This is a genomic window from Thermomicrobium sp. 4228-Ro, from assembly GCF_026241205.1.
In the GTDB taxonomy this organism is placed as follows: domain Bacteria; phylum Chloroflexota; class Chloroflexia; order Thermomicrobiales; family Thermomicrobiaceae; genus Thermomicrobium.
In genome coordinates, this window is sequence record NZ_JAPFQM010000001.1 from 236,587 (window position 1) to 262,799 (window position 26,213).

At 62.6% G+C, this 26,213-nt stretch carries 23 protein-coding genes and 2 tRNA genes; 6 read left to right on the plus strand and 19 right to left on the minus strand.

Going from position 1 to position 26,213, the window contains the following annotated elements; genetic code table 11:
* Positions 1-6 precede the first annotated feature (6 nt).
* Both ribF and tyrS read left to right on the plus strand, forming a co-directional pair.
* Positions 7-1,017, plus strand: coding sequence for a riboflavin biosynthesis protein RibF (gene ribF, locus OO015_RS01305; protein WP_265939035.1), 1,011 nt, complete (start codon positions 7-9; stop codon positions 1,015-1,017).
* Complete coding sequence (tyrS, locus tag OO015_RS01310) at positions 995-2,212, plus strand: tyrosine--tRNA ligase (RefSeq protein WP_265939037.1); 1,218 nt, start codon at positions 995-997, stop codon at positions 2,210-2,212. Before ribF ends, tyrS begins: the two co-directional genes overlap by 23 nt.
* Here tyrS and OO015_RS01315 read toward each other — a convergent pair whose 3' ends face one another.
* The 4 genes from OO015_RS01315 to OO015_RS01330 form a co-directional block, all read right to left on the minus strand.
* Positions 2,213-3,322, minus strand: a complete 1,110-nt coding sequence (locus tag OO015_RS01315; RefSeq protein WP_265939040.1) for a Zn-dependent alcohol dehydrogenase — start codon at positions 3,320-3,322, stop codon at positions 2,213-2,215.
* A gap of 704 nt (positions 3,323-4,026) precedes the next feature.
* A tRNA-Gly gene (locus OO015_RS01320) sits at positions 4,027-4,099 on the minus strand.
* A 10-nt stretch (positions 4,100-4,109) separates the two neighbouring features.
* Positions 4,110-4,182 (minus strand) — tRNA-Pro (locus tag OO015_RS01325).
* A gap of 72 nt (positions 4,183-4,254) precedes the next feature.
* Positions 4,255-5,118 carry an SDH family Clp fold serine proteinase gene (locus tag OO015_RS01330; protein ID WP_265939042.1) on the minus strand — a complete coding sequence of 288 codons (864 nt, stop codon included), beginning with the start codon at positions 5,116-5,118 and terminating at the stop codon, positions 4,255-4,257.
* Between the two features lie 109 nt (positions 5,119-5,227).
* Here OO015_RS01330 and OO015_RS01335 point away from each other — a divergent pair, with 109 nt between their 5' ends.
* Complete coding sequence (locus OO015_RS01335; protein WP_265939043.1) at positions 5,228-5,968, plus strand: PspA/IM30 family protein; 741 nt, start codon at positions 5,228-5,230, stop codon at positions 5,966-5,968.
* Positions 5,965-6,243, plus strand: coding sequence for a PspA-associated protein PspAA (gene pspAA, locus OO015_RS01340; protein WP_265939045.1), 279 nt, complete (start codon positions 5,965-5,967; stop codon positions 6,241-6,243). Before OO015_RS01335 ends, pspAA begins: the two co-directional genes overlap by 4 nt.
* Position 6,244: 1 nt before the next feature.
* Here the strand turns inward: pspAA and pspAB are convergent, their stop codons facing one another.
* Entirely contained in the window at positions 6,245-6,820 is a 576-nt protein-coding gene (pspAB, locus tag OO015_RS01345) for a PspA-associated protein PspAB (protein ID WP_265939047.1), read from the minus strand.
* Positions 6,817-7,713 carry a zinc metalloprotease HtpX gene (gene htpX, locus OO015_RS01350; protein WP_265939050.1) on the minus strand — a complete coding sequence of 299 codons (897 nt, stop codon included), beginning with the start codon at positions 7,711-7,713 and terminating at the stop codon, positions 6,817-6,819. The genes pspAB and htpX overlap by 4 nt, the downstream gene beginning before the upstream one ends.
* A gap of 116 nt (positions 7,714-7,829) precedes the next feature.
* Between htpX and OO015_RS01355 the strand changes: the two genes are divergently transcribed.
* Positions 7,830-9,500, plus strand: a complete 1,671-nt coding sequence (locus tag OO015_RS01355; RefSeq protein ID WP_265939052.1) for an ABC1 kinase family protein — start codon at positions 7,830-7,832, stop codon at positions 9,498-9,500.
* On the opposite strand, the gene OO015_RS01360 is transcribed toward OO015_RS01355, so the two are convergent.
* The 13 genes from OO015_RS01360 to purB all read right to left on the minus strand — a co-directional run bounded on the left by OO015_RS01360 (position 9,497) and on the right by purB (position 23,872).
* Positions 9,497-9,955: an FmdB family zinc ribbon protein gene (locus OO015_RS01360; RefSeq protein ID WP_265939054.1), complete on the minus strand. Its 459-nt coding sequence runs from the start codon at positions 9,953-9,955 to the stop codon at positions 9,497-9,499. The genes OO015_RS01355 and OO015_RS01360 overlap by 4 nt on opposite strands.
* Before the next feature lie 33 nt (positions 9,956-9,988).
* Complete coding sequence (locus OO015_RS01365; protein ID WP_265939056.1) at positions 9,989-11,095, minus strand: MraY family glycosyltransferase; 1,107 nt, start codon at positions 11,093-11,095, stop codon at positions 9,989-9,991.
* Between the two features lie 36 nt (positions 11,096-11,131).
* Positions 11,132-12,394: a serine hydroxymethyltransferase gene (glyA, locus tag OO015_RS01370; RefSeq protein WP_265939058.1), complete on the minus strand. Its 1,263-nt coding sequence runs from the start codon at positions 12,392-12,394 to the stop codon at positions 11,132-11,134.
* Between the two features lie 34 nt (positions 12,395-12,428).
* The gene (gene der / locus OO015_RS01375) at positions 12,429-13,799 is read right to left on the minus strand and encodes a ribosome biogenesis GTPase Der (RefSeq protein ID WP_265939060.1); all 1,371 of its coding nucleotides are present in this window, start codon (positions 13,797-13,799) and stop codon (positions 12,429-12,431) included.
* Between the two features lie 87 nt (positions 13,800-13,886).
* Positions 13,887-15,233 carry an aminomethyl-transferring glycine dehydrogenase subunit GcvPA gene (gene gcvPA, locus OO015_RS01380; protein WP_265939062.1) on the minus strand — a complete coding sequence of 449 codons (1,347 nt, stop codon included), beginning with the start codon at positions 15,231-15,233 and terminating at the stop codon, positions 13,887-13,889.
* Positions 15,234-15,250: 17 nt separating this feature from the next.
* A complete protein-coding gene (gene gcvH / locus OO015_RS01385; protein ID WP_265939063.1) occupies positions 15,251-15,649 on the minus strand; it encodes a glycine cleavage system protein GcvH in 399 nt (132 codons plus the stop codon).
* A 34-nt stretch (positions 15,650-15,683) separates the two neighbouring features.
* Positions 15,684-16,814, minus strand: coding sequence for a glycine cleavage system aminomethyltransferase GcvT (gene gcvT, locus OO015_RS01390; RefSeq protein ID WP_265939065.1), 1,131 nt, complete (start codon positions 16,812-16,814; stop codon positions 15,684-15,686).
* Positions 16,815-16,908: 94 nt separating this feature from the next.
* Complete coding sequence (gene purF, locus OO015_RS01395; RefSeq protein WP_265939067.1) at positions 16,909-18,330, minus strand: amidophosphoribosyltransferase; 1,422 nt, start codon at positions 18,328-18,330, stop codon at positions 16,909-16,911.
* 82 nt (positions 18,331-18,412) lie between these two features.
* Positions 18,413-20,608: a phosphoribosylformylglycinamidine synthase subunit PurL gene (gene purL, locus OO015_RS01400; RefSeq protein WP_265941002.1), complete on the minus strand. Its 2,196-nt coding sequence runs from the start codon at positions 20,606-20,608 to the stop codon at positions 18,413-18,415.
* 33 nt (positions 20,609-20,641) lie between these two features.
* Positions 20,642-21,355, minus strand: a complete 714-nt coding sequence (gene purQ / locus OO015_RS01405; RefSeq protein ID WP_265939070.1) for a phosphoribosylformylglycinamidine synthase subunit PurQ — start codon at positions 21,353-21,355, stop codon at positions 20,642-20,644.
* A gap of 20 nt (positions 21,356-21,375) precedes the next feature.
* Positions 21,376-21,639: a phosphoribosylformylglycinamidine synthase subunit PurS gene (gene purS / locus OO015_RS01410; RefSeq protein ID WP_265939072.1), complete on the minus strand. Its 264-nt coding sequence runs from the start codon at positions 21,637-21,639 to the stop codon at positions 21,376-21,378.
* A gap of 11 nt (positions 21,640-21,650) precedes the next feature.
* Positions 21,651-22,550, minus strand: a complete 900-nt coding sequence (locus OO015_RS01415) for a phosphoribosylaminoimidazolesuccinocarboxamide synthase (protein WP_265939074.1) — start codon at positions 22,548-22,550, stop codon at positions 21,651-21,653.
* Entirely contained in the window at positions 22,547-23,872 is a 1,326-nt protein-coding gene (gene purB, locus OO015_RS01420) for an adenylosuccinate lyase (RefSeq protein WP_265939077.1), read from the minus strand. Before purB ends, OO015_RS01415 begins: the two co-directional genes overlap by 4 nt.
* Before the next feature lie 522 nt (positions 23,873-24,394).
* On the opposite strand from purB, the gene glmS reads away from it, so the two are divergent.
* On the plus strand, positions 24,395-26,212 hold the full coding sequence (gene glmS / locus OO015_RS01425; RefSeq protein WP_265939079.1) for a glutamine--fructose-6-phosphate transaminase (isomerizing): 1,818 nt from the start codon (positions 24,395-24,397) through the stop codon (positions 26,210-26,212).
* The last annotated feature ends 1 nt before the right edge of the window (position 26,213 follow it).

Below are 26,213 nucleotides of genomic sequence, written 5' to 3' on the forward strand. Positions count from 1 at the left end.
CAAGCGATGCGCCTTTTCACCGAGTGGAGTAGACTACCTCCGGATCGACATGTGCTGACGATCGGGAATTTCGACGGCGTCCATCGCGGACACCGCTCGTTGCTCACGACCGTTCGTGACCGTGCTCGCGCACTCGGGGTTCGCAGTCTCGCGATCACGTTCGACCCTCTGCCGAGCGAAGTGCTTGTCCCCGAACGTGCACCTCAGCGACTGACTCTCACGGAGCATCGACTCCGTTTGTTGCTCGCCTGCGGGATCGATCGTATCCTGCTCGTTCGCTTCGACCGCTCCTTCGCCGCACTCTCACCCGAGGAGTTCGTCCGCCTGCTCGTGAACTCCGCGCACCCGGTGGAAATCGTGGTCGGAGACGACTTCCACTTTGGCCGTAATCGCAGTGGCAATCCGGACGTGCTGCGCGCGCTCGGCACACACTATGGTTTTGGCGTGACGATCATCGAGCGCGTTGCCGAGAAGACCGGAACGATTTCGTCGACGCGAATCCGTGAAGCGATCGCACGTGGCGATGTCCGCCTTGCCGCTGAACTCCTCGATCGCCCGCACCTCGTCGTCGGGGATGTCGTCAAGGGATCGGGGAGAGGTACCCTCCTCGGATTCCCGACCGCCAACATCGCGATACGAGACCGGTTACTACCGCCAGCAGACGGGATCTATGCGTCCATCGTCCACGCGCTCGAGCGCTGGTATCCAGCACTGGCCTATCTCGGGAACCGTCCCACGTTTCCCGGCGCTGGATACGCCGTCGAGGTCTATCTCCTCGCAGACGCAGTGCCGGCATTGCAGGGTACAGTGCTCGATGTGTACTTCATCGAGCGCTTGCGTCCGGATCGCGCATTCGCCGACCCGGACCAGCTGATTCGGCAGATGCAGGAAGACGAACGCCACGGGCGCGCACGGTTGGCGATGGAACTTCCGACGTGGCCGCCGCCGCTGGTCGCCGCTTTGTACAGTCCACTGGAAGGAGAACCGACGACCTATGGCCACCCCGAACGAGCGTGAAGCGCTGGTCGAGCGTCTCCTCACGCGTGGGACGGTCGACGTCGTCGTTCGCGAGCGTTTGCGCGAACGGCTGCTCGGCGATCGTCCGCTCCGGGTCAAGCTGGGTGTGGATCCGACCCGCCCGGACATCCACCTCGGCCATTACGTGTGTTTCCGCAAGTTGCGCGAATTCCAGACATTGGGACATCAGGTGGTCGTGATCATCGGAGACTGGACCGCACGGATCGGCGACCCCTCCGGGCGCTCGACCCAACGTCCGATGTTGACCGCAGAAGAGGTCGAGGCGAACGCGAGGACCTACCTCGATCAGTTCTTCAAGGTCGTCGATATCAGTCGTGCGGAAATCGTCTGGCAGAGTAGCTGGTTCGGCACCTTCACGCTCGAGGACGTGATCCGGCTGACCAGCAAGTACACGGTCGCGAAGCTCTTAACTCGCGACGATTTCGCCAAGCGCTACGAGGAGGGATCACCGATCAGCATCACCGAACTCCTCTATCCGCTCTTACAGGCTTACGACTCCGTCGCCATCCAAGCTGATGTTGAGATCGGTGGTACCGACCAACTCTTCAACCTTCTCGTCGGTCGCGATATCATGCGAGAATACGGCCTCGACCCGCAGGACATTCTGACCGTTCCCTTGCTCGTCGGTACCGACGGTACCTTGAAAATGAGCAAGAGCTACGGGAACTACATCGGTGTCAATGAGCCACCGGAAGAGATGTTCGGCAAAATCATGTCGGTTCCGGATCACGTCTTGGGGGATTACCTTCGGTTGCTGACCGACCTTCCGGACGAGGAAATCGACGCGCTGCTCGCTGGTATGGCCAACGGCTCGATCAACCCGCGGGACGTGAAAGAACGGCTCGCTGTCCTCGTCGTCAGCGACCTGCACTCGCCCGAGGCTGCCGAGCGGGCACGTGACTACTTCCACCGCGTTCACCGGTTGCGCGAGTTGCCCGAACAGATGCCGGAAATTCCGGTCCCACCGCGCGGCCGGGTGATCGACTTCATCGTCCGCGCTGGATTCGCTCGGACCAACAACGAAGCGCGCCGCCTCGTCGCGCAAGGCGGCGTACGGTTCGATGGGCGCCGCGTCGTAGATCCAGAGGCGATGATCGAAATTCAGGAACCGATAATCCTGCAAGTCGGCAAACGGCGGTTCGCGCGACTCGTCCCCTCGGCTGTCCACGACTGATCAGGAATCGAACACGACGATGCTGCGGGCGACACTCCCAGCCAGCATCGCCTCGAAGCCTTCGTTGATCTGCTCGAGGCGCAACCGCCGGGAAATCAGTTCGTCCAACTTCAAGCGGCCCAGGCGGTACAGCTCGAGCAGGCGTGGGATATCGCGGGGGAGGTTGGCCGTACCGTAGAGCGTCGCTTTGATCGTCTTCTCCGCTCGCAAGAGATCGAGCGGATCCAGCGGCAGCACCGATCCTTGCGGAGTCAAACCGACGATGACTGTGGTCCCACCCTTGCGCGTCGCCTCGTATGCCTGCTGAATCGTGTCGACCCGACCGATCACTTCGAAGGTGTAGTCTGCACCGCGTCCCTCGGTCAGCGAGCGTATCGCGTCCAGTGGATCGTGCTCGCGCGCATTGACGACGTGTGTCGCGCCGAGTTGTTTCGCCCACTCGAGCTTTTGCGGCACGACATCCACCGCGATGACCGGTCCAGCACCAGCCAGTGCCGCGCCCTGCACCACATTGAGCCCCACACCACCGCAACCGATCACCGCGACGCTGTCTCCCGGTTGGACACCGGCGGCGAATAGCACGGCACCAACCCCAGTGGTGACACCGCAGCCGACGAGCGCTGCCCGATCGAGCGGGATGTCGTCAGGAAGCTTCAGCAGACCCTGCTCCGGTACCACGGTGTACTCGGCGAAGCACGAGACACCGAGGATATGGTGGACATCCTGCCCGTCACGATGAAAACGCGTCGTTCCGTCGAACATCCGCCCGGTTCGTCGCAGCGGATTGCTGAAGTCGCAGAGGGCAGGTCGACCGTTGAGACAGTAGAAGCACCGGCCGCAGAAGGCACGGAAGACGAACAGCACATGGTCGCCTGGCTGAAACCGGGTCACGCCCGGCCCCACAGCTTCGACGATGCCAGCCCCCTCGTGCCCAGGTACCGCTGGCAAGACAGTAGTGAGGTCACCTTGAATGTAATGGAGGTCACTATGGCAGACGCCAGCAGCAGCGACACGAACGAGGACTTCGCCTTCTTTCGGCAGATCGACATCGAGATCCCAGATTTCGAGCGGCTTCTTCACTTCCGTCAACACCGCAGCACGCGCACGCATCCGAGCCTTTCCTTTCCCCTCGCTGCCGAGGACAGTATGGGAGAAACGGTGCCGTCGGTCAATGCGACGGCGGTCACTCGGGGTTCGGCGTCGCAGGAACTCATCCTTTTACCGTCCACCGGATGCAGAACGAACGGAGAGCAGGGCAACCGTTCAGAATGCCCAGAGTTCGAGCACTACCCAGTGGCCCAGAGTCCACTCTGGCGTACGCAGACACGATCGCAGTGCAGAAGTCCCGTCTGCGCCCCGCGCGCTCAGTTCTCTGTCTCCTGCGCACGCGCCAGGAAACTAGCCTGCCTGCTTCGAGTCAGCCCGTTTCTGGGGCTCTCGACACTCCGCTGGCCTCGGCAGCAATCGAATGATCGATCGCTCGATGGTGCCGACACCGTGGTGCTGCGACAGACGCGGACAATGTCCACAACGGACTACGCCAGGGTCGGCACGCTAGTCTCGCTGGACGAGGAACCACAGCAGTTGAAGCGAAACGAGTGAGCAACATGACGCAGTACAAAAGTAGCTCTCATGCGACCAAGTCTGCCTCTGCTTCCCTCTCAGATAAGAAAGCTCTGGTTGCTTCCTCAGTGGGGAAAGAGAACGGCTTTCGCTGGAATCGGACATCACAGCGACCATCGCGAGGGAAACGGATTCTGGTCATAAACTGACCCCCTGACCCCTTCTCATCCAGTCAGGGGGCCCTGGCTCGGAGCGGGAGACGGGACTCGAACCCGCGACAACCGGCTTGGAAGGCCGGCACTCTACCAACTGAGTTACTCCCGCACCATCACGGTCGGGGTGAGAGGACTCGAACCTCCGACCTCAGCGTCCCAAACGCCGCGCGCTACCAACTGCGCCACACCCCGATCCGTATCCACAACCATAGTATAGCAGCTTTCATGCATCCCGGGTAGGTGGAGAACGCACGAGCACACGCTCTACCCGACCTTCAACCCGCGCCGCTGGCTTCCGTCCCGCTGCCGTGGTATCTCGTACGGCACCGGTATGTACTGGACGGACGGCCGTCGTTGCATCGCCTGCGGATACAGCTCCATCAACTGGTACACTTCGTCCGGAATCCCCACCGTGACGGGTAGCCCGAGCTGCCGCGCCTCTTCGACGTCGATCGGGTAGTCGTGCGTCCACTGCCCACACGTTAAGGCCTCGGCAACAGCACGAGCCTTGTCCTCTTCCATACCGTTGGCCATCAGGATGTGGCGGACCGTTGCGCTGACCTGACGCATCGCCTTCTCACCGATATCGGCCAACACGAGGGTCTGGTCGTCCACTTCTGCGATCGGCTTCTCTCGGATCACGCGCAGCACCGATGCCGCAGGATACTGCCCGATCTGCGGGTCGACCGGGCCGAGTACCGCATTCTCGTCCATCACGATCTCATCGGCCGCCAGCGCGATGAGTGTCCCACCCGACATCGCATAGTGAGGCACAAACACCGTGACCTTGCCGCGGTGCCGCACGAGGGCCGAGGCGATCTGTTCGGCAGCCAGCACTAACCCGCCTGGTGTATGCACGATGAAATCGATCGGCATCTCGTCCGGCGTTAACCGAATCGCCCGCAAGACGGCTTCCGCATCGTCGATATCGATGTAGCGGGCTAAAGGAATACCCAAAAACGAGACCGCCTCCTGCCGGTGAATCAGTGTGATCACCCGCGATCCCCGGCGCTGTTCCAGCTGGTGGATCAGTCGTAGACGGTTCATCTCGAGTAGTCGACGCTGCAGGACCGGTGAAAGCATCGAGAAAACGAGAAAAAGCCAGAACAGCAAACCCGTGACCTCCATCGACCGACTCCTCCGCTCGCCTCCGATCGACCTTGCCGACCACCTACGCACGACCCGGCACGGTGCCTTATACTACGCTCTAGGTTACGCCGCCAGAGAGGAGACCACCATGGGCCTCATTTCACGCATGACGACCTTCGTCAAAGTGAAGCTCACGCATCTGCTCGATCGTGCCGAGGATCCGCGAGAGACGCTCGATTACGCATACGAGCGCCAGCTGCAACTGCTCCAGCAAGTTCGGCGCGGTATCGTCGACGTGACGACATCGAAGCGCCGGTTGGAGTTGCAACGAGCCAAGCTTCAGGAATCGCTCGACCGCTTGACCGAGCAAGCCCGGCAGGCTCTCAGTCTCGGTCGCGAGGATTTGGCCCGCCTGGCACTCGAACGCAAGGCGATCGCCCAGCAGCAAATCGATGACCTCGATACACAGATCCGCACGCTCGAGCAGGAACAAGCCAAGCTCGAGCAAGCTGAGATGCGGCTGCGTGCCAAGGTCGAGGCGTTCCGTACCCGCAAGGAAGTCATCAAGGCTCAGTACTCAGCAGCCGAAGCCCAGGTGCGCATCAACGAAGCGGTGACCGGCATCTCCGAGGAGATGGCCGACGTCGGCCTGGCGCTCGAACGCGCCGAGGAGAAGACACATCAGCTGCAAGCACGCGCCTCGGCGATCGATGAACTCCTCGCCTCGGGCGTCCTCGAAGATTTGACCGGCACTCGACAGGACAGCATCGAGCGTGAACTCGCGCGCGTCAGTGTCAGCGAGTCGGTCGAAACCGAACTCGCCGCACTCCGCCGCCAGCTCGGGCAAGGCGACACGCCGAAGCAGCTTCCGGAAGGAGGCTCCTCGTGATCGTCCGGATTCTGACCGAAGGTCAATACCGGGTCGACAGCGGCCTCTATGACGACCTGAACGCGCTCGACAATGCGATCGTCGAAGCGGTCGCCGCGGGCGATGAGGAGCGCTTCCGCGCGTTGCTTGACGAGCTTCTCGAAACGGTGCGCCGGCATGGGATACCCGTGTCGCCCGACGAGTTCGTCGAATCGGACATCATCCTACCCCCACCCGATACGACTCTCGAGGAAGCGCAACACCTCTTCGCTGGTGATGGGCTACTGCCTGGCTGAATTACAAGGGGAGCTCCCACAGCCCGTACCAGTGTTCCGGACGTCGTTCGACCGGTAACTCACGCTCGAGCAGGGCGACGAGACGGAGTTCTTCCGTCTCGTCCCGCCTTCGCCCTCCTCGAGGCGCGAATGGTGTGAAGCTTCCCAACTTGAACTGGTAGATCCAGTAGAATGGCAAGCCTCTTTGATCCGTAAAGCGGAAGACAGCCGCCAGGAGCTGGCTCCCGAAGCCATGCTCGATGACGGTTTGGCTCGCTGCCTGGAGCGTCGCAACCACGTCCTCGAAGTCGGGATCCTCGAGCAGGATCCAACGATATCCGTAGGTATCGGTCCAGAAACGATACCGGCTCCCCGTCTCGCGCACCGCTACACGGAGGAGTCCGTCCAGTTCCTCGCTCGCTCGCTCGAAAAAGACCGATTCCATCGGCTTGAACACGAGACCCGCGACCGGCTCGGGCTTGAGGCCGAGTTGCGCTTCCATCGTGATCGCAGCGGTACTGATGGCGATCAGTCCGTCATGGCGCGCCGGCACCGGGCGCGCTGCACGCCCGAGCAAAATGTCCAGAAATCGTTTCATGCCAGCCCCTCGAGCTGTCGCTGCAACGCCTCGAGCCGGCGTACGCGTTCTTCCACCGGTGGGTGCGTCGAAAAGAGCGAAGCCAAGCTCGCTCGCCGAATCGGCGGAAGAATGAAGAAGGCTGCCATTTCCTGCACTTCCCGCAAGTCACGGTCGGGAATGCGCTGGATACGGCCATCGATCTTCAGGAGGGCAGCGGCCAGGGCCATCGGTCTTCCAGTCAAGATTCCGGCCATCCGATCAGCCACGAACTCGCGGTAGCGTGAGAGCGCGAGCAACAGGAGCTGCCCGATCAGCCACACAGCGAGCGAAACCAGGAAGGCCAGTGCGAGACCACCGCGTCGGTCACGATCCGACCGTCCGCCACCTCCCCAGAGGAGGAAACGAAAAACGAGTTGCGCGACGATCACGAAAAATCCGGCGATCGTCATCACCAGCACGTCGCGGTTGCGAACGTGCGCGATCTCGTGGGCGATGACCGCCTCGAGCTCCTCGTCGTCCAAGAGTTCCAGGAGCCCTCGCGTGACGACGACGGTCGCCGACCGCATGCTCTTTCCCATCGCGAACGCGTTGGGCAAAGGAGTCTCGATGATTCCCACCCGCACCCGCGGAACGCCAGCGAGCGCAGCGACACGTTCCACCATTTCCTGCAGGTGCGGTAACTCGCCGGGCTTGAGGATGCGCGCCCCTACGCTGGCGAGCGCGAGCGGCTCGGAGAGGAAGACCTGGAACAGCGCGAGCAGAACCGCAATGACCAGCACGGAGACGGTATCGAGCCCGCTCCAAATCAGTGCACTCACGAAGATAACGTACAGAAAGGATAAGCCGACCAGAACGAGCAGCATACGAAAAGTAAGACCTGGATCCCGTGCCCAACGCTCGACACGACGCATCGAGTACACCACGGTCGCGCCTCCTGCCTCCCGATCCGCGTAGGCCATTATACTCGCCGGGAAACAGCGTACGGTCGATACGCGCGATTCGAACAGAACTGGGGAGTACGCGCTCGGTGATCGTGCCACGTTTCGCAGGCCCGCGTCGTATTCTCGCCCATCGCCGGCGACTCGCCGAAATCGCTGCCGTGTTGTCTCGACATGGTCTCGGTTTCATTCTCGACGCACTCAGTGTGCCCATCCAGCCGCATGCTCGGCGCAGTCCAGACACGGCACACATCCCTGCGCCAATGCGACTCCGCCTGGCACTCGAGGAGCTCGGCCCGACATTCGTGAAGCTCGGTCAGGTCCTCTCCACGCGCGACGATCTTCTTCCGTCACGTTACATCGAACAGCTCGCCCTGCTCCGCGATCGAGTCCCCCCGGCTCCCATTGAAGCGATCATCAGGGAAATCGAGCGGAGCTTCGGCCGACCGCTCGAGCAGCTGTTCGCGACCTTCGATCCCGTCCCGTTGGCATCCGCCTCGATCGGCCAGGTGCACGCCGCGACTCTTCCGACCGGAACCTCGGTCGTTGTGAAAGTCCGCAAACCTGGAATTGCCGAAACGATCGAGGAGGATCTCGCTATCCTTCGGGAAGTCGCCGAAATCGCCAGCCGCCGCAGCCCCCTCGCTGCTTCCTACGACCTGGTTGGACTCGTCGATGAGTTCGCGTGGACGATCCGAAGTGAGCTGGACTACCGACGGGAAGGTCGCAATGCCGATCGGTTTCGACAGCTCTTGCGTCACCACCAAGATATCGTGATTCCACGCGTCTTTTGGCACCGGACGACCGAGACGGTCCTCACAATGCGCCGGATCGACGGGATACCGATCGATCGCATCGACGAACTCGATCGAGCAAACATCGACCGTTCAGCGCTCGCCAACCGTGCCGGCCGGTTCGTCCTCGAATGCATTCTCGTGCACGGCTTTTTCCATGCCGATCCGCATCCCGGAAACTTCGCGGTCCTGCCGGACGGTCGACTCGTCGTCTATGATTTCGGTATGATCGGTCGGCTCGACCCGGTCCAACGTCGTGAACTCCTCGATGCCTTGCTCGCCGTGATCCGCGGCGATCTCGATGCCCTCATCGACAGTATGAGTCGTCTCGGTATCGTCCGGCACGAGTCCGATCGTCCGGCACTCCGCCGGGAACTGCAGCATCTTCTCGACCGCTATTACGGCATGAGCCTCGGCGAGTATCGCTTCGGCGCAATCGCTGACGATCTCTTCCGGCTGATGCGTCGTTGGCGTCTCACCCTGCCCCCGGAACTCAGTCTCCTGGCAAAGACGCTGTCCATGCACGAAGGAGTCGGACAGCGGCTCGATCCGAACTTCCGACCGTTCCAGCTCGCCGAGTCCTATGTCCGGCGACTCCTCATCGAGCGCTACCTTCCCCTCACCTGGCTCCCGCTCTTGGCTCGTTCGATCGAGGACGGAGTCCGTCAGGCGGCAGAGTTACCGCGCCGGATCGATCGCCTCCTGCGCCGACTCGAACAAGCCGAACTCGAAGTGACCATGCATCTCGCAGAACTCCCAGACGTCACCCACCGCTTGAGCGCCATGGTCAATCGTCTGGTGATCGCGATTCTCCTCGCTGCTGCGGCCATCAGCTTCAGTCTCCTCCTCAACGTCTGGCACCCGGACTGGCTCGTCCGCTGGGCAGGACCACTGCTCGCACTCGGCCTCGTCAGTATCGTGTTCGCCTCGCTGATTCTCGCCTGGCAGGTCTGGCGCAGTCGCTAGTCGAGCTGCTCGGATTCCCCATTCGAGACGTCAACGGCACTTTCAGCTGTCTCCTCTTCGAGCCGTTCGAGGACCCGATCGGGATCTTCCCCACGCTCGAGGTCAGCGAGCGCCCGCTCGAAGGCCGGATCGAGCGGCTCACCGACGTGTGCTGCCATCTCGCGTGCCCAGCGAGCGAACTCGCGCGGATCCTCGCTATCGGGCACATCCGGCAAGTCCGGCTCGTCGTCCCACTCCTCGGTTGCACCGGAAAGGCTCTCGTCCTCCTGCCAATCATCCACCAGCGCCTCGTCTCGCACCGACTGGCGGCGCACGATAACGCGCGATAGCACACGCTCGACCGCGACCGCACCGCAATACGGGCAGGAGTCAGGATCGGTCACGGAAGCAAACGAACGGAAGAACTTGGTGAAACGCCGTCTGCAGGCACGACAGCGGTACTCGTAGACGGGCATCGACGCACCTCACCATGCCGCTGCACGATGAACTCAGGCTGACGAAACATCCTCGCGCCGGACATCGCCAGGCTGCGAGATTGGGCGAAGGCGGGCTAACCACGAGAGCACGACCAGCCCGGCAACCCCCGCAACGATCAACACGATGAATTTGTACAGCGGTCCCGGCATGACCAACGCGAGCGCACCGAACCCAGCCGACACCGACACGAAAGCCGCCGCGATGCGGCGCTGCGACCAGCCGAGATCCAGCAGGCGGTGATGCAGGTGTCCACGATCCGCCTCGAGTGGAGAGCGACCGTTCCACAGCCGATAGATGATGAGCCAAGCGACATCCAGGATCGGCACCCAGAGAACCAGCAAAGCGGTAGCGATCTTGGCGCCCCCGATGATACTCAAGACCGCCAGACTGTATCCGAGGAACATCGCCCCCGAATCGCCCATCATGATCCGCGCGGGATGCCAGTTGAAAATGAGGAAACCGAGAACACTGCCCGCCAGGGTTGCCGCCAAGAGCGAGATCGTGAACTGCGGGTTGTCGGCAGGACGCAAGAATGTGTGGAGGAACATGACGAGCGCAGCGATCAACGTCACTGAACCAGCAAGACCGTCGAGCCCGTCCAGAAAGTTGACCGTATTCATCATGCCGACGATCCAGAGCAGCGTGAACGGCACCGCCAGAACGAGCGGAAGGACGACAACTCCACCGAGTGGGCTGTTGAACTGCTCGATGACCAAGCCGTGATCCGGTCCGCGGAGACGCGGAAGGATCACCACCGCCGCTCCCGCACACTGCCACGCCAGTTTGGTAACCGGTCCGAGACCAATCAGATCATCGTAGAGGTGCGCGGCGAGCACGAGCGTCGCTCCCAGCACGAGGAGCACGATACGTTCGACCTCGACCGGAAACCGATCGACTGGCAGCATGAACGTTAGGGCGAGACCGCTCAGGAACCCGATGAAGATCGCCAGACCACCGATGCGCGGGATCGGTCGAGTATGAACCCAGCGCGCCTCGGTGGGATAGGCCAGCAAGTCGAACCGATGAGCGACCTGAATCACGCGTGGGATAACGAAGGCACAGACGAGCGCTGCAACCGAAGCCGTCATGAGGGCAATACATGCTCGCTCGAGCATCATCGGGTCAGCCCGCCCCACGCAGTACGCGACCGACCATCATCCGCTCAGCACATCAATCGTAACCCCCGGTACCGGAAAGTGCGACACCAGTTCCGCTACCTGTGCCCGTACCCGGGCCTTGAGCGCTTCATCGTCCGGTGCTCGCAGGACCTGAGCGATCAGGCGACCGGTCAAGCGCATCTCCTCCGCACCGAAACCGCGGGTCGTCATCGCGGGCGTCCCGATGCGAATGCCGCTGGTGAGCGTCGGCGGTCGGGGATCGTTCGGGATAGCGTTCTTGTTGACCGTGATCCCGACCTCGTCCAGCACGCGCTGCGCCTTCTTTCCACTGATACCGACTGGCCGGAGATCGACGAGGAGCAAGTGATTGTCGGTTCCGCCCGCCACGAGACGAAAGCCTTCTGCCTGTAACGTCTCAGCTAAAACCTGAGCATTCTCGAGGACACGCTCGATGTACCGGCGGAAAGCGGGACGAAGCGCCTCACCGAACGCGACCGCTTTCCCCGCGATCACATGCATGAGCGGGCCACCTTGCGTTCCCGGGAACACGGCCTTGTCGATCGCTTCCGCGTACTCCGCATCGCACAAGATCATGCCGCCGCGTGGCCCGCGCAGTGTCTTGTGCGTCGTCGTCGTCACGATCTGTGCGGCTCCCACCGGTGTCGGGTGCAGCCCCACCGCCACCATGCCAGCGATGTGCGCGATATCGGCCATGAGCACCGCACCCACCCGATCGGCAATTTCACGGAAGCGGTGAAAGTCGATGACACGTGGATACGCGCTCGCCCCAGCGATGATCAACCGGGGCCGCACGGTCTCCGCAATCTCCAGAACCGCGTCGTAATCGATACGCTCCGTTTCCGGATCGACACTGTAGAAAAACGACTCGAACCACTGCCCGGACACGTTCACCTTCGCGCCATGTGACAGATGACCGCCGTGCTGCAAGCTCATACCGAGGATCCGATCGCCCGGACGCAGCACCGCGTACATCGCCGCCAGATTGGCTTGGGCTCCCGAATGCGGCTGGACGTTGACGTGCTCCGCGCCGAACAGTTTCTTCGCCCGCTCGATCGCGAGTGCCTCCACACGGTCGACGCACTCGCAGCCGCCGTAGTACCGTCGCCCCGGATACCCCTCTGCATACTTGTTCGTCAGGACCGAACCCACCGCAGCGAGAACCGCCGGACTCGTGAAGTTTTCCGAAGCGATCAGCTCGATCGTGCTGCTCTGTCGTCGCTCCTCACAGGCGATCGCGTCCGCGACCTCCGGATCCGACGCCCACAAGAGTTGGTCCATCGTCACCCTACCTCCCAAAACTGACCTCCTCTCGTCACTTGCGACTGCGCTCCCAAGCAGGAGCGGAGCGTGCCCGCTCGCGGAAAATGAGCTCGATCGGCGTTCCGAGGAAACCGTAGCGTTCGCGAATGCGATTTTCCAGGTAACGCCTGTAGGAGAAGTGGACGAGCTCAGGACGGTTGCAAAAGAACACGAACGTCGGGGGATTCACTTCCGCCTGCGTCACGTAATAGAACTTCACCCACTTGCCCGGTTTGGTCGGTGGCGGATGGTGCGCGACCGCCTCGCGCAGGAGATCGTTCAACTCCGCAGTCGGGATACGTCGTGAACGCTCCGCGACCACCACGAGCGCGAGATCGACCACCTGCTCGACGTTCTTCCCGGTCAGTGCCGAGATGAAGACCAACGGTGCCCACGGCATGAAGTGAAAGGTCTCCCGAGCATCCTCCTCGAACGCTTCTCGCGCTCCCTCCATATGCTCGAAGAGATCCCACTTGTTGATGGCGAGCACGACCCCCTTCTTCGCATCGATGACCTTGCCAGCGACTGCCTGATCCTGATGGGTGAACGGCTCGCTCGCATCGATGACCACGATCGCAACATCGGCACGCTCGATCGCACGCTCCGCCCGCAAGACGCTGTACCGCTCGATACCGCGCTCGATTCGACCCGGGCGACGGATGCCAGCCGTGTCGATGAGTACGATCGGCTGCCCCTTCCAGACGAGTTCGGTATCCACCGCATCGCGGGTCGTTCCGGGAATCGGCGAAACGATCTGTCGCGGTTGCCCCAAAATCGCATTCAGCAATGCTGATTTACCGACATTCGGGCGCCCCACGATGGCGATTTTCGGCTTCTCGAACTCGGCTTCCTCTACTTCTCGTTCACGGGCTGGCAACCGTTCCGCGATCGCTTCGAGCAGATCGACGATACCCTTACCGTGCAAGGCCGAAATCGGTATCGGATCCCCCAAACCGAGTTCGTAGAACTGCAGGGCAGCCAACTCGCGCTCGCGCGATTCCGCCTTGTTCGCGACGAGGACGATCGGTTTCTTCGTCTGTCGGAGGAAGTTCGCAACCTCCCAGTCGCCTGTCGTGGGGCCAGTCGAGGCATCGACCACGAAGACGATCACATCCGCTTCAGCGATGGCCAGCTCGGCCTGCGCCTTCGTCGCTTCGACGAGCTCGCGTTCCGTCGACCGTGCGATCTCTTCTTCGGTCAACAGGCCACCGGTATCGAACACGCCGAAACGGATACCATCCCATTCGACGACACCGTAGATCCGGTCGCGTGTCGTACCCGGTACTTCCTCGACGATGGCCCGCCGCTGACGGACGAGGCGATTGAAGAGCGTCGACTTGCCGACGTTCGGGCGCCCGACGATGGCGACCTGCGGTAACGCCATACCAGCAAGCTCCTGAACGCAAAAACCCGGATGCTGCTGACGAGCATCCGGGTTCCATTGTGCCCCAATCACGCTCGTATTGCCGACTTATGCCGCGAGCGAGGACAGTGCCTCGACGAGTTGATCGATCTGCTCGCGTGTCGTCAGTTCGGTCGCACAGAGCAACAGGAGATCCTCATGTGCTGGTTCGAAGGTTCCGAGCGGGAGACCGCCGATGATACCCCGCTCGAGCAGCCGGTCGTTGATCTCGCGCGGATCGCGCGGGCAACGAACGACGAACTCGTTGAAGAAGGGACCTTCGCCGACGAGTTCCCACCCAGGCAAGCTCGCGAGACGGTCGGCGAGATAGTGCGCCTTGTGATAACACAGTTCGGCGATCCGGCGGAGACCGCTCTTCCCGAGTGCCGAGAGATAGACTGTCGCAGCCAGTGCCATGAGCCCTTGGTTCGTACAGATATTGGACGTCGCTTTCTCGCGCCGGATATGCTGCTCCCGCGTCTGGAGCACCATCACGAACCCGCGCTTCCCCTCGCGGTCGACGGTCGCCCCGATGAGACGCCCGGGCAAATGCCGTACCAGTTCCAGACGTGCCGCGAGCAACCCCAGGGCTGGCCCACCGAACGACTGCGGAATACCCAGGCACTGTCCCTCGCCGGTCACGACGTCGGCGCCGAGCTCGCCTGGTGGACGGAGTAGCCCAAGCGCGATCGGATAGACTGAGACCACGAACCGTGCTCCGACCGCGTGCGCCCGCTCGGCCAGCGCCGCGAGATCCTCGATACGACCGAAGAAATTCGGATATTGGACCACGAGGCACGCCGTCGACTCGTCGAGCGCCTCCGCCACATCCGCGGTCGTCGTGCGTAGGCGTGAGGGAGTCGGCAGCTCCTGGACGACGACCGGTAGCCCCCGAGTATAGGTGCGCAACACGCTCCGATAGTGCGGATGAACCGTTCCGGAGACGACGATCTTCGTCCGTCCCCGCGGTGGCGAGACGCAGAGCAGGGCTCCCTCCGCCAGTGCCGTCGCACCGTCGTACATCGACGCGTTCGCCACCTCCATACCCGTCAGGAGACAGACCAGCGACTGGAACTCGTAGATCGACTGGAGTGTCCCCTGCGACACTTCGGGTTGATAGGGCGTGTACGCCGTGTAAAACTCACCCCGCCACAGGATCTGCTGGACGACCGCTGGCACATAGTGGTTGTAGGAACCGGCTCCGAGGAAAGTCGGAAGGTCGATCGCCGCACGATTACGCCCGGCACGCGAGTAGAGCTCGCGAAAGACGTCCGATTCCGAGAGAGCCGGTGGTAAACGGAGCTCCGGGAAGCGGTACCGTGCCGGGATGGTCTCGAACAAACGCTCGAGCGTCTCGACCCCGATCGTTTCGAGCATCCGCGCTCGGTCATCCGTCGTATGTGGCGAGAACACCATCCCGGCCCCTCCTCTACTCAAGCCATCGCGGCTGTTTCGGCGAGAAACTGCCGATACGCCTCGGCATCCATCAGACGCTCCAGCTCATCCGGCGCACTGAGCTTGATCTTGACGAGCCACGCCTCGTCGTACGGGCTCTTGTTCACCAGTTCGGGCGACTCGACGACCGTCTTATTGGCCTCGACGATCTCACCGGACACCGGAGCATAGATGTCCGACGCCGCCTTGACCGATTCGATCACGCCCATCGACTCGCCCTGCCTGACCGTCGTGCCGGGCTCCGGCAGCTCCAGATACGTAATGTCTCCGAGCTCGGACTGAGCGAAGTCTGTCACCCCAACCACCGCAACGTCTCCCTCGACGCGGACCCACTCGTGCGTCCGCGTGTAGCGCAAACCGTCGCGAACCTCCGCCATGCTCCCTCCTATGCTGCATGCCCTACTCGACCGACTACGTGACCGATCGAGGCGTAGCGCGACTGCGCCGGTAGAACGGTAACTTGACCTGCACTGCCTCGACCGGTCGGTTCCGGATGACGATCGCGAACGGTTTCCCGATCCCCGCGTACGCACGCGCGACGAGTGCCATCCCGATCGTCTTTCCCAGCGTCGGCGATACGGTCCCGCTGGTGACCGCCCCGATGACCTCGTTCCCAACTTGCACCGGGTACCCGTGGCGCGGGATACCACCACGTTCGACGAGCTCGAAGCCGACGAGCCTTCTGGGAGGGCCCTCGTCCCGTTGCCGTACCAGTGCCTCCCGCCCCACGAACGGCCCCTTTTCCCAGGCGATGACCCAACCGAGACCTGCCTCGAGCGGTGTGATCTCCGGCGAGAGCTCGTTTCCGTACAACGGAAGGCCAGCTTCGATACGCAGCGTGTCCCGAGCACCCAATCCCACGGGCACGAGACCATGCGGCTGGCCCGCCGCGAGAAGCGCATCCCAGAGATCAACGACGCGCTCGATCGAGCAATAGAACTCGAATCCATCTTCTCCTGTGTAGCCCGTTCGCGCGACGAGCGTCGGAATGCCAGCGACCTCGATCTGAGCGATTCCGAACGAGGGGAGCGTTCTGAGATGGAAAGTCGTGAGTCGCTGGAGGATCGGCTCGGCCAAAGGACCCTGCAGGGCTACCATACCTGTCCGATCCGAGATGTCCTCGATCTCGACTGCCCACTCGGGATGGTGTGACCGGTGCGCCCGCAACCACTCGAGATCCTTCTCAGTGTTGGCCGCGTTGACCACAACGAGATAGGCTGTACCATCCGGCAGGTCATACACGATGATGTCGTCGACGACGCCACCAGTCGGATACAGCAAGAGCGAATACTGTGCACGTCCAGGCTGCAGCCTCGCCACGTCATTTGCGGTCACGTACTGCAGGAACCGGAGCGCATCCTTCCCTCGTACGATGACCTGCCCCATGTGACCCAGGTCGAACAGACCCGCCCGCGTTCGCACCGCGACGTGCTCACTGACGATGCCCTCGTACTGAACCGGCATCGTCCAGCCAGCGAACTCGATGAAACGAGCCCCCAGCGACTTGTGGCGTTCGTAGAGCGGAGTCACCTTCGTCGACACGTGCACACCGCCTCGATCATCTGGCCTGTCGCGGCGAGTGTAGGACTTCTCGTCCGTAGGAGTCAAGAGGATTTCCTCTTTCCCCAGCGACAGGTCACGAGCGCGCCACGACCGGTTCGACTCGACGACCGAGGCGTCGCTGGAAATGCTCGGGTGGAATCGGAACGGGGTAACGCCCGGTCAGACAGGCCGCGCAGAAACGATCGGCAGGTAACCCGATAGCGCGAAACAACCCTTCCAAGGAGAGGTAACCGATCGAATCAGCGCCGATCGCCTGCCCGATCTCCTCGACGGAAAGGTGCGCGGCGATGAGCTCCTCGCGTGTCGCCATGTCCACACCCAGATGACATGGCCAGCGAATCGGTGGTGAGTGCACGCGCATGTGTACTTCGCGCGCACCGTTCTGCTTTAAAAGCTCGACGATCGGTCGGCTGGTCGTACCGCGCACGATCGTATCGTCTACCAGCACGACGCGCTTCCCCTCGAGCACCTCCGGAAGCGCATTGAACTTAAGTTTCACCCCCTGCTCGCGCAGACGCTGGTCCGGCTGAATAAAGGTGCGCCCGATGTAGCGATTCTTGATCAACGCTTCTGCGTAGGGAATCCCGGACGCGAGCGAATAGCCGATCGCCGCCGGCACTGCCGAATCGGGCAACGGCACGACGAGATCGGCGTCAGCCGGATGCTCGCGCCACAGCTCCGCCCCCATCCTCTGACGCACGACATGGAGCCGCTGACCCATGATCGCGCTGTCCGGGCGCGCGAAGTAAATGAACTCGAACACGCACATCGCCTGTTCGGGAGCAAGCTCAGGGGCCGGATAGGAAGCGACCCCGTGCTCGCCGATGACGATGATCTCGCCCGGATCGACCTCACGAACGAACTCGGCCCCGATCGTCGCCAGAGCGCATGTTTCGGACGCGACCACCCACCCGGTGTCCAACCGCCCGAGACAGAGCGGACGGATACCCAGCGGATCGCGCACAGCGATCAACGATTCTCTGGTCAGAATCGCCAAACTATAGGCACCGACGAGGCGCTCCATCGCTTGCCGGATTCGCTCCGGCCAGGTCCCGCCACGGGCCCGGAGAATCGTCCACGCCAGCGCTTCCGTATCGGTCGTGCTCTCCAGTCGGATACCGGCATCCAGCAGCTCGCGCCGCAAGTCCTCGCCGTTGACGAGGTTCCCGTTATGCGACACTGCGATCGCTTCACCAGCCTCAGCGACAACGAACGGCCCGGCGTTCACCGGGACACTGCTGCCGGTCGTGCTGTAACGCGTATGTCCGACGGCGATGTGCCCGCGGAGGTCACGCAAGTCCTCCTCAGTGAACGCGGAGCTCACCAGCCCCATGCGACGATGCAGAGAGATCCGCTCACCGTCGCTCGTCGCGATGCCGGCGCTCTCCTGTCCGCGATGCTGCAACGCGTACAGACCAAAAAAGGTGAGGCGTGCGACATCCTCACCCGGCGCAAAGACGCCGAAAACCCCACAGGCTTCGCGTGGACCCGTCATCGCTCCCACGCAGCACCTCGCCGACCGTCTCTCGTTCCTGTTTTCAGTCTACCACGTCGACTGTACGGACAGGTTCGCCCCGTCAGGAACTGATTCCAGCGCTCCACACCACGCGGAGCTCGTCCAGCTCGCACTCCACGATGCCCACGATGGAAAACTGCATACCGCCAGTGTGACCGAGTTCGGTCACTGGTACCCCATACTGATGGGCGAGCGCCAGGTAGGCACCCTCCGCTCCCGGCGCCACCTGAAGGACGACGCGCGAACCGCTCTCCCCGAACAACGTCGCATCCAAGCGCCCGTTGTGTGCGACCAGTGCATCGACCGTGAACGATCCTCCGACACCACCGACGACACAACTTTCGACGAGTGCGACCAGTAAGCCCCCCTCGCTACAATCGTGAGCCGCGAGCGCCAGGCCGCGCTGGATCGCCTCACGAACGAACGCTTGCACACGTCGTTCCAATTCGAGGTCGAGCGCGGGTGGTGCCCCAGCTACGACTCCATGACACCATGCCAAGTACTCGCTGGCCCCCAGACTGGCCGTCTCCGGCCCGACCAGGAATACCGTTCCGGTTCCCGCGAAGCCCAGTCCGACATGGCGGTGCACGTCTGGCAACCGACCCACGACACCGATCACCGGCGTCGGCGGGATCGAACGTCCTTCGGTCTCGTTGTAGAGACTCACGTTCCCGCTCACGACGGGAACACCGAGGATACGGCACGCTTCGGCGATCCCCTCGATCGCCTCGACCAGCTGGTAATACACCTCCGGGCGCTCCGGATTCCCGAAGTTGAGACAGTCAGTGATCGCCAGCGGCTCGGCACCGACACAACTCACGTTCCGGCTCGCCTCGGCAACCGCATGCTGAGCGCCGAGTCGCGGATCGAGCAAACAGTAGCGCGGGTTGCAGTCCGTTTTGATGGCGATACCGAACCGGTGTCCCTTGATACGCAAGACCGCGGCGTCCGCCACCCCCGGCGGCAGTACCGTGTTCGTCAGGATCGTATGATCATAGGTGCGATAGATCGGTCGCCGCGAGACGATGTTCGGCGAACGAAGCAACGTGAGGAGAGCAGGCAAGACATCGCTCGGACTCAGGTCTGGCAGGGTATGCGGGTCGTAGCCGCGACGCGCGGCGATCTCCGGCGATTCCCGAGCTTCCCGCACGTATGTCGGGCACGCCTCTGTCAGGAGCGAAACAGGGAGTTCAGCGACCGGTTCCCCGTTCTCGAGAACCCGCAGGAGGCCATCATCGGTCACCCGGCCGATAACCACCGCATGAAGTTCCCACCGGCGGAAGATCTCGAGCACTCGGTCGAGACCGTCCGGCTGCACCACCAGGAGCATCCGCTCCTGACTCTCCGAGAGCATCACCTCGTACGGGGTCATACCGCTCTCTCGCCGCGGGACCGCTGCCACATCGAGTTCGATTCCGGTTCCCCCGCGCGCGGCGATCTCGGCACTCGCACTCGTCAGTCCAGCCGCCCCCAGGTCTTGCATCGCGATAACCGCACCCGTGCTCAGCACCTCGAGGCACGCTTCCAGCAAGAGCTTTTCCAGGAATGGGTTCCCGACTTGGACGACGCCGCGATGCGAGCGCTCCGGATCCTCGACCGAAGCGAACGTTGCCCCGTGTATACCATCGCGCCCAGTATCCGCTCCCACTAAGACAACGAGATTGCCGACACCTGACGCACGAGCCCGCACCAGCGCCTCGCGCTCGGCAATGCCCACGCACATCGCGTTGACCAGAGGGTTCTGGCGATATTCCGGCATCACGAACACGTCGCCGGCGACCGTCGGGATACCCAGGCAGTTGCCGTACCAACCGATTCCACCGACGACACCATGGAACAGATACTGTTGACGCGGCTCGTCGAGCGGGCCGAATCGCAGGGAATCGGCTATCGCGATCGGCCGTGCCCCCATCGCGAAGATGTCCCGGACGATCCCACCGACGCCGGTCGCCGCTCCCTGGAACGGTTCGACGGCACTCGGGTGGTTGTGCGACTCGATCTTGAGCACCGCCACGAGGCCATCACCGAGATCGACCGCGCCGGCGTTCTCCCCTGGTCCCTGCACGACATGAGGGCCAGTGGTCGGAAGCTTCTTCAACAAGGGACGTGAGTGCTTGTAGCCACAGTGCTCGCTCCAGAGCGCGCCGATCATCCCCAGCTCGACGAGATTCGGCTCACGCCCCAGTAACTCGACGGCTCGCTGATACTCCTCTTCTGTCAAGGCTACTTCGCGCAGGATTTCCGGCGTGACTGGCATATGCTCCACCGACCTTCGTCGAAACGCGTGCCGCTACGAGCGATGTCCGCGCACGAGTTCCCATCCGACCGCCAGGACCGAGGCCAAGATCTGGAGTCCTTCGTCACCGCCGATCAAGCGGTCGTAGGCACGTTCCGGATGGGGCATCAGGCCCACGACATTGCCTCGCTCGTTGCACACTCCCGCGATGTTCGCGACCGAGCCGTTCGGATTCGCTTCTGGAGTGACACGCCCCTCGGCATCGACGTAGCGGAACACGACCTGCCCGTTCCGCTCGAGATCGCGCAGCGTCCGTTCGTCGACGAAGTACCGCCCGTCGCCGTGTGCGATCGGGAGGCGCAAGAGCTGACCCGGCACGAGACGACTCGTCCATGGTGTCCGGTGCTGTTCGACGCGCACGAACACCCAGTCGCACACGAACTCGAGCGATGCATTCCGCAGCAGCGCCCCGGGAAGGAGCTGTGCCTCCGTGAGGATTTGGAACCCGTTGCAGATGCCGAGAATCGGCTTGCCAGCTTGCGCCTCCCGAGCCACCGCTTCCATCACCGGCGCGAAGCGCGCGATCGCCCCGGGCCGCAGATAGTCACCGTAGGAGAACCCACCTGGAATGATGAGGCAATCGTAATCGGAGAGGTCCGTTTCTGTATGCCAGACCAACTCAGCTGGTTGCCCCAAGCCGAGACGGACGGCCATGAGTGCGTCGTGATCGCCATTGCTACCGGGAAACGTGACGATACCGAAGCGCATCGCCGGCCCCCTCGCTTCCTCTATGCTGGCTCGACAGTGAACCGGTATTGTTCGACGACCGGATTGGCCAGCAGTTGCTCGCACATCGCCGCGACACGACGTTCAGCCGTTTCGGCGTCGGGCGCGCTGAGCCATAGCTGCACGAAGCGGCCGACCCGGACGTCCTCGACTTCGTCGTAGCCGAGACGGCGTAAACCATCCCGCACTGCAAGTCCCTGTGGATCGTTCACCCCGGGCCGCAGGGAAACGTAGACCTCGGCACGCCAGCGTATCGTATCGCTCACCGCACCCTCCCTCATGTCTCGAGAAACGGCACCGGTCGTCCGGTCAGCCGGCGATACGCCTCCCGATACTTCTCAGCTGTCTTCTCCACGACATCTGGCGGGAGTTCCGGAGCCGGAGGTCGCTTCTCCCAACCGCTCGCCAGAAGCCAATCGCGCACGAACTGTTTGTCGAATGACGGCTGCGAGTGGCCAGGTGCGTAACGATCGGCATCCCAGAAGCGCGAGCTATCCGGCGTCAGGAGTTCGTCGATGACAGCGAGCTTCCCATCGATCCAACCGAATTCGAGCTTCGTGTCAGCGATGATGATGCCGCGTTCTCTCGCATAGCGCTCTGCCTTGCTGTAGATCTCCAGTGTCCGATCACGCAGCTCGTGGGCCAGGTCCTCACCGACCCGGTCGACGAGCTCGACGAACGAAATGTTCTCGTCGTGCCCTTCTTCGGCCTTGATCGCCGGCGTGAAAATGGGTTCCGGTAAGCGCTCACTCTCGCGAAGGCCAGCAGGGAGACGGAGGCCACTGACGGTGCCGGTCGCCTGATACTCGGCCCAGGCCGAGCCCGCCAGATAGCCTCGCGCAACGCACTCGATCGGAATCCGCGTTGCCTTCCGGACCACCATCGAACGGCCGTCGAGTACCGAACGGTAGGCGCTGACCTCGGGAGGCAATTCGGTCGTGAGGTAGTGCGAATGAATCGTAGGCCCGAACCACTCGAACCAGAATGCAGAAAGTTGCGTCAAGACGATCCCCTTGCCCGGAATGCCGTTGGGCAAAACGACATCGAATGCGGAAATGCGATCCGTGGCGACCAACAACAGGTGGTCGCCCAGATCGAACAGCTCGCGAACTTTGCCACGCCGATAGAGCGGAATACCGGGCAGATCGACGTGCAAAACGACGGGTACCTGTTTCACGATGGACCCACCTCAACCGGCTCTTCCAGAGGTAAGCCGACCCGCTGAAATGCAACATCGACAGAGCGGAGGAATGGCTCCAGATCGAAAATCCGCTCGATCTCCTCCTCGGAGAGATAGGCCCGTACTGTAGGCTCGTCGTGCAACAAATCACGCAGCGACGTCTCGCGTTCCCAAGCCTCGCGAGCCAGACGCTGGATCAGCCGGTACGCCTGCTGTCGATCCATTCCCGCCTGGACCAGCGCGAGCATCGCTCGTTGCGAGAAGATGGCACCGTGCGTGGCTTCCAGGTTCTTGCGCATCCGCTCGGGATAGACGACCCAGTTCCGAACGATATGCATCATCGAAGCCAGCATGAAGTCGAGCACGATACAGGCATCCGGCAGGATGACGCGCTCGACCGAACTGTGACTGATATCGCGCTCGTGCCACAGCACCACGTTCTCGAGTGCGGCGTGAACAGAACTCCGGAGCAAGCGAGCGAGTCCGGTCATCCGCTCGCTCTCGTGCGGATTTCGCTTGTGCGGCATCGCCGAGGAACCCATATTCGTGGGATCGAACGGCTCCTCGAGTTCGCGCACCTCGGTACGCTGGAGGTGGCGGATTTCCGTCGCGAAGCGGTCGAGCGTCGACCCGATCCCAGCCAATGTCATGAGGAAGGTCGCATGACGGTCACGCCCCACGACCTGGGTCGAGACGGGATCGACGCGCAAGCCGAGTCGCTCGAGAACCGCTTCTTCGACCTCGGGGGGCACATGCGCGTGTGTCCCGACCGCACCGGAAATCTTTCCGACGCGGATTTCTTCACGCGCACGCAGCAACCGTTCTCGCTGGCGCTGGAGCTCCGCGTACCAGCCGGCAAGTTTGAACCCGAACGTGATCGGTTCAGCATGCACCCCGTGCGTGCGGCCGATCATCACCGTCCGTCGATGCCGCACCGCCTGCTCGCCGACAACAGCCAAGAGCGCGTCCAGATCAGCCAGGAGAAGATCGCTCGCCTCGACGAGCTGGAGCGCGAGCGCCGTGTCGATGACATCCGAACTGGTCAGACCGAGGTGGAAGTACCGTCCAGCGTCCTCCCCGATCGACTCGACCGTCGCACGAATGAAGGCGATGACGTCGTGATCGACCTCCGCCTCGATCTCACGCATGCGTGCAAGATCACAGCGAGCGCGGCGAATCCGCTCCAGTGCTTCCGCCGGCACAACGCCACGTTCGGCCCAGGCCTCCGCCACGGCGATTTCCACCCGGAGCCAGAGTTCGATCTTGTGCTCCTCGCTCCAAATGCGCCCCATTTCCGGACGCGTGTAGCGGGGAATCATGCACTGTACCTCGCTTTACCCCGAAACAGAACTGCCAGCAACACGAGGTCGCTGAGCCTCCACCGGCCGTCTGCACGCTCGGCGACTCGCCGCCGCCCACCTGAGCAAGTATACCCCCGCACCGCGAGATTTCCCGGCGACTCGCCAGTCTCACCGCCAGTTTGCTGTCGTTCGGGATGCTATGGTACAGTCGCCCCGTTCGGGAGGCGGAATGAGCGGGGTGTCGGAGTCGAATGTCGAGCGCCTGGACTCGCGAAAGGCGAGTTGACGAGGTGGAGGCTGATCGAACCATTCGGCGGATGGCCTCCCGGCTGGCACGGTCGTGACGGTGAGAGCAAAACTGGTAGGTGACTGCCAGGACAAAGGCTCACCGATGTGCCCCCGCTCAGGTGACAATTTTGTGCGTTCCGCCGCCTCGCCGGGCAGTTTCGCACGCTACCGACTTTCGCGCGGACTTAGCCCGAGATCCGCGTCGGGTAGTCGTGCCTGGGGGGACACTGCTCGAGGGAGGTCACTGCGCCGATGTGTGGCATTTTCGGTTTTGTGGCTGCGAACCCGCTCCCAGCTGAACTCGTCGTCGACGCCTTGCGGACGCTGGAATACCGCGGATACGACTCATGGGGCATTGCGTACGCCTTCCAACGAGACCGTACGACCACGCTCGTCGTCGACAAGCGCGCTGGTCGTATTCCTGCCGCGTCCCCAGCCTACGGCTCGACGACGATCGCGCTCGGTCACACCCGCTGGGCAACGCATGGCGGCGTGACCGACGAGAACGCGCACCCGCACGTCGATTGCACCGGTACGCTGGCGATCGTCCACAACGGCATCATCGAAAACTACCGCGTTCTCCGCGAGATGCTCGAGCGGAAAGGGCATCGTTTCCGGAGCGGGACGGACAGCGAGGTCTTCGCTCACCTCTTGGAAGAGATCTTGACCACCTCCCGGTCGATCGAACCGAACGGCTTCGAACTCGAGTCGGGGCATCTCCTGGTCCAGGCCGTCCGCCAGGCCTTCGCACACGTCCGCGGTCTCAATGCCTTCATCGTGCTCCACCTCCCGTCCCAGCAACTCGTCGCCGTCAAATCGACGTCGCCGCTGGTCATCGGTATCGGACCACGCGGCGTGTTCGTCTCTTCCGACGCTGTGGCACTGGTCGGCCATGCCCAACGCGTCCACTACGTCAGTGACGAAGAAATCGTCCTGCTTCGCCAGGATGGCCCGCTCTTCTTCGACCGCTGTACGGGAACGCCGAGCCTACCACGCTGGGAACCCTTGACGCTGCGCCCGGCCGATACCTCGCTCGGCGGATACCCGCACTACCTGATCAAAGAAATTCACGAGCAACCGCGTGTCATCGAGCGGATTATTCGGAATCGGCTCGATGGTGCTCGTCAGCTCGCCGACCTGATCCGACAGTCATACGGCACGTTCCTTGTCGGCTGTGGTACTGCTGGCTACGCCGCACTCTGCGGGAGTTACCTCTTCTCCCGGATCGCACGCCGGCACGTGAACGCGGTCATCGCGTCCGAATTCAAGTACCAGGAACACTTTCTCACCGACCGGTCGCTGGTCATCGCGTTGACCCAGAGCGGTGAGACGGTCGACGTCATCGAAGCGGTGCAGGCAGCCAAGCGGCGCGGTGCGAGAGTCGCCGCCCTCGTCAACGTCACCGGCTCCACGGTCGATCGCCTCGCCGACTTCACGGTACCGTTGTCGGCTGGGCCGGAGCAGAGCGTTCTTTCGACCAAAGCGTACACGGCAAAGCTCGCCGTCCTCTTGCTGGCCGCGCACATCCTGAACGGTAGCGAGCATGTCGGCGTCGATGTCCTGTGGCGGGCGGTCGATGGCATGGAGCAAGCACTGGCACCGCAAACGCTCGATCGCATCCGAGCCGTCGCGGATCGACTCGTCGATGCCGAACACTGCTACGTGATCGGTCGCGGTTTGTCGTACCCGACGGCTCTCGAGGCTGCCTTGAAGATCAAAGAGGTGACCTACATCCATGCTGAAGGATTCGCTGGAGGAGAACTCAAGCACGGAGTGATCGCACTTATCGAAGAGGGGAGTCCGTGTATCGTGGTCTCACCGCTCGACGAAACCCGTGCTGACATCCTTTCCGGAGCGATGGAGGTTCGCAGTCGCGGCGCGTGGGTCGTTGGGATCTCACCAGAACCGGACGACGCTTTCCATGTCCACATCCCGATCGCCGATGTCGGCGACGCGTCACCGCTCGTGGCGATCGTGCCTGCCCAGCTTCTCGCCTACGAACTGGCGATCAGACGCGGGCTCGATCCCGACAAGCCACGAAATCTCGCGAAGAGTGTCACGGTGAAGTGAA

Coding starts and splice junctions, on each gene's coding strand:
- ribF (WP_265939035.1), top strand. CDS start 7: ATGCGCCTTTTCACCGAGTGGAGTAGACTACCTCCGGATCGACATGTG.
- tyrS (WP_265939037.1), top strand. CDS start 995: ATGGCCACCCCGAACGAGCGTGAAGCGCTGGTCGAGCGTCTCCTCACG.
- OO015_RS01315 (WP_265939040.1), bottom strand. CDS start 3,322: ATGCGTGCGCGTGCTGCGGTGTTGACGGAAGTGAAGAAGCCGCTCGAA.
- OO015_RS01330 (WP_265939042.1), bottom strand. CDS start 5,118: ATGGAGGTCACGGGTTTGCTGTTCTGGCTTTTTCTCGTTTTCTCGATG.
- OO015_RS01335 (WP_265939043.1), top strand. CDS start 5,228: ATGGGCCTCATTTCACGCATGACGACCTTCGTCAAAGTGAAGCTCACG.
- pspAB (WP_265939047.1), bottom strand. CDS start 6,820: ATGAAACGATTTCTGGACATTTTGCTCGGGCGTGCAGCGCGCCCGGTG.
- htpX (WP_265939050.1), bottom strand. CDS start 7,713: ATGCGTCGTGTCGAGCGTTGGGCACGGGATCCAGGTCTTACTTTTCGT.
- OO015_RS01360 (WP_265939054.1), bottom strand. CDS start 9,955: ATGCCCGTCTACGAGTACCGCTGTCGTGCCTGCAGACGGCGTTTCACC.
- OO015_RS01365 (WP_265939056.1), bottom strand. CDS start 11,095: ATGATGCTCGAGCGAGCATGTATTGCCCTCATGACGGCTTCGGTTGCA.
- glyA (WP_265939058.1), bottom strand. CDS start 12,394: ATGGACCAACTCTTGTGGGCGTCGGATCCGGAGGTCGCGGACGCGATC.
- der (WP_265939060.1), bottom strand. CDS start 13,799: ATGGCGTTACCGCAGGTCGCCATCGTCGGGCGCCCGAACGTCGGCAAG.
- gcvPA (WP_265939062.1), bottom strand. CDS start 15,233: ATGGTGTTCTCGCCACATACGACGGATGACCGAGCGCGGATGCTCGAA.
- gcvH (WP_265939063.1), bottom strand. CDS start 15,649: ATGGCGGAGGTTCGCGACGGTTTGCGCTACACGCGGACGCACGAGTGG.
- purF (WP_265939067.1), bottom strand. CDS start 18,330: ATGACGGGTCCACGCGAAGCCTGTGGGGTTTTCGGCGTCTTTGCGCCG.
- purL (WP_265941002.1), bottom strand. CDS start 20,608: ATGCCAGTCACGCCGGAAATCCTGCGCGAAGTAGCCTTGACAGAAGAG.
- purQ (WP_265939070.1), bottom strand. CDS start 21,355: ATGCGCTTCGGTATCGTCACGTTTCCCGGTAGCAATGGCGATCACGAC.
- purB (WP_265939077.1), bottom strand. CDS start 23,872: ATGATTCCCCGCTACACGCGTCCGGAAATGGGGCGCATTTGGAGCGAG.
- glmS (WP_265939079.1), top strand. CDS start 24,395: ATGTGTGGCATTTTCGGTTTTGTGGCTGCGAACCCGCTCCCAGCTGAA.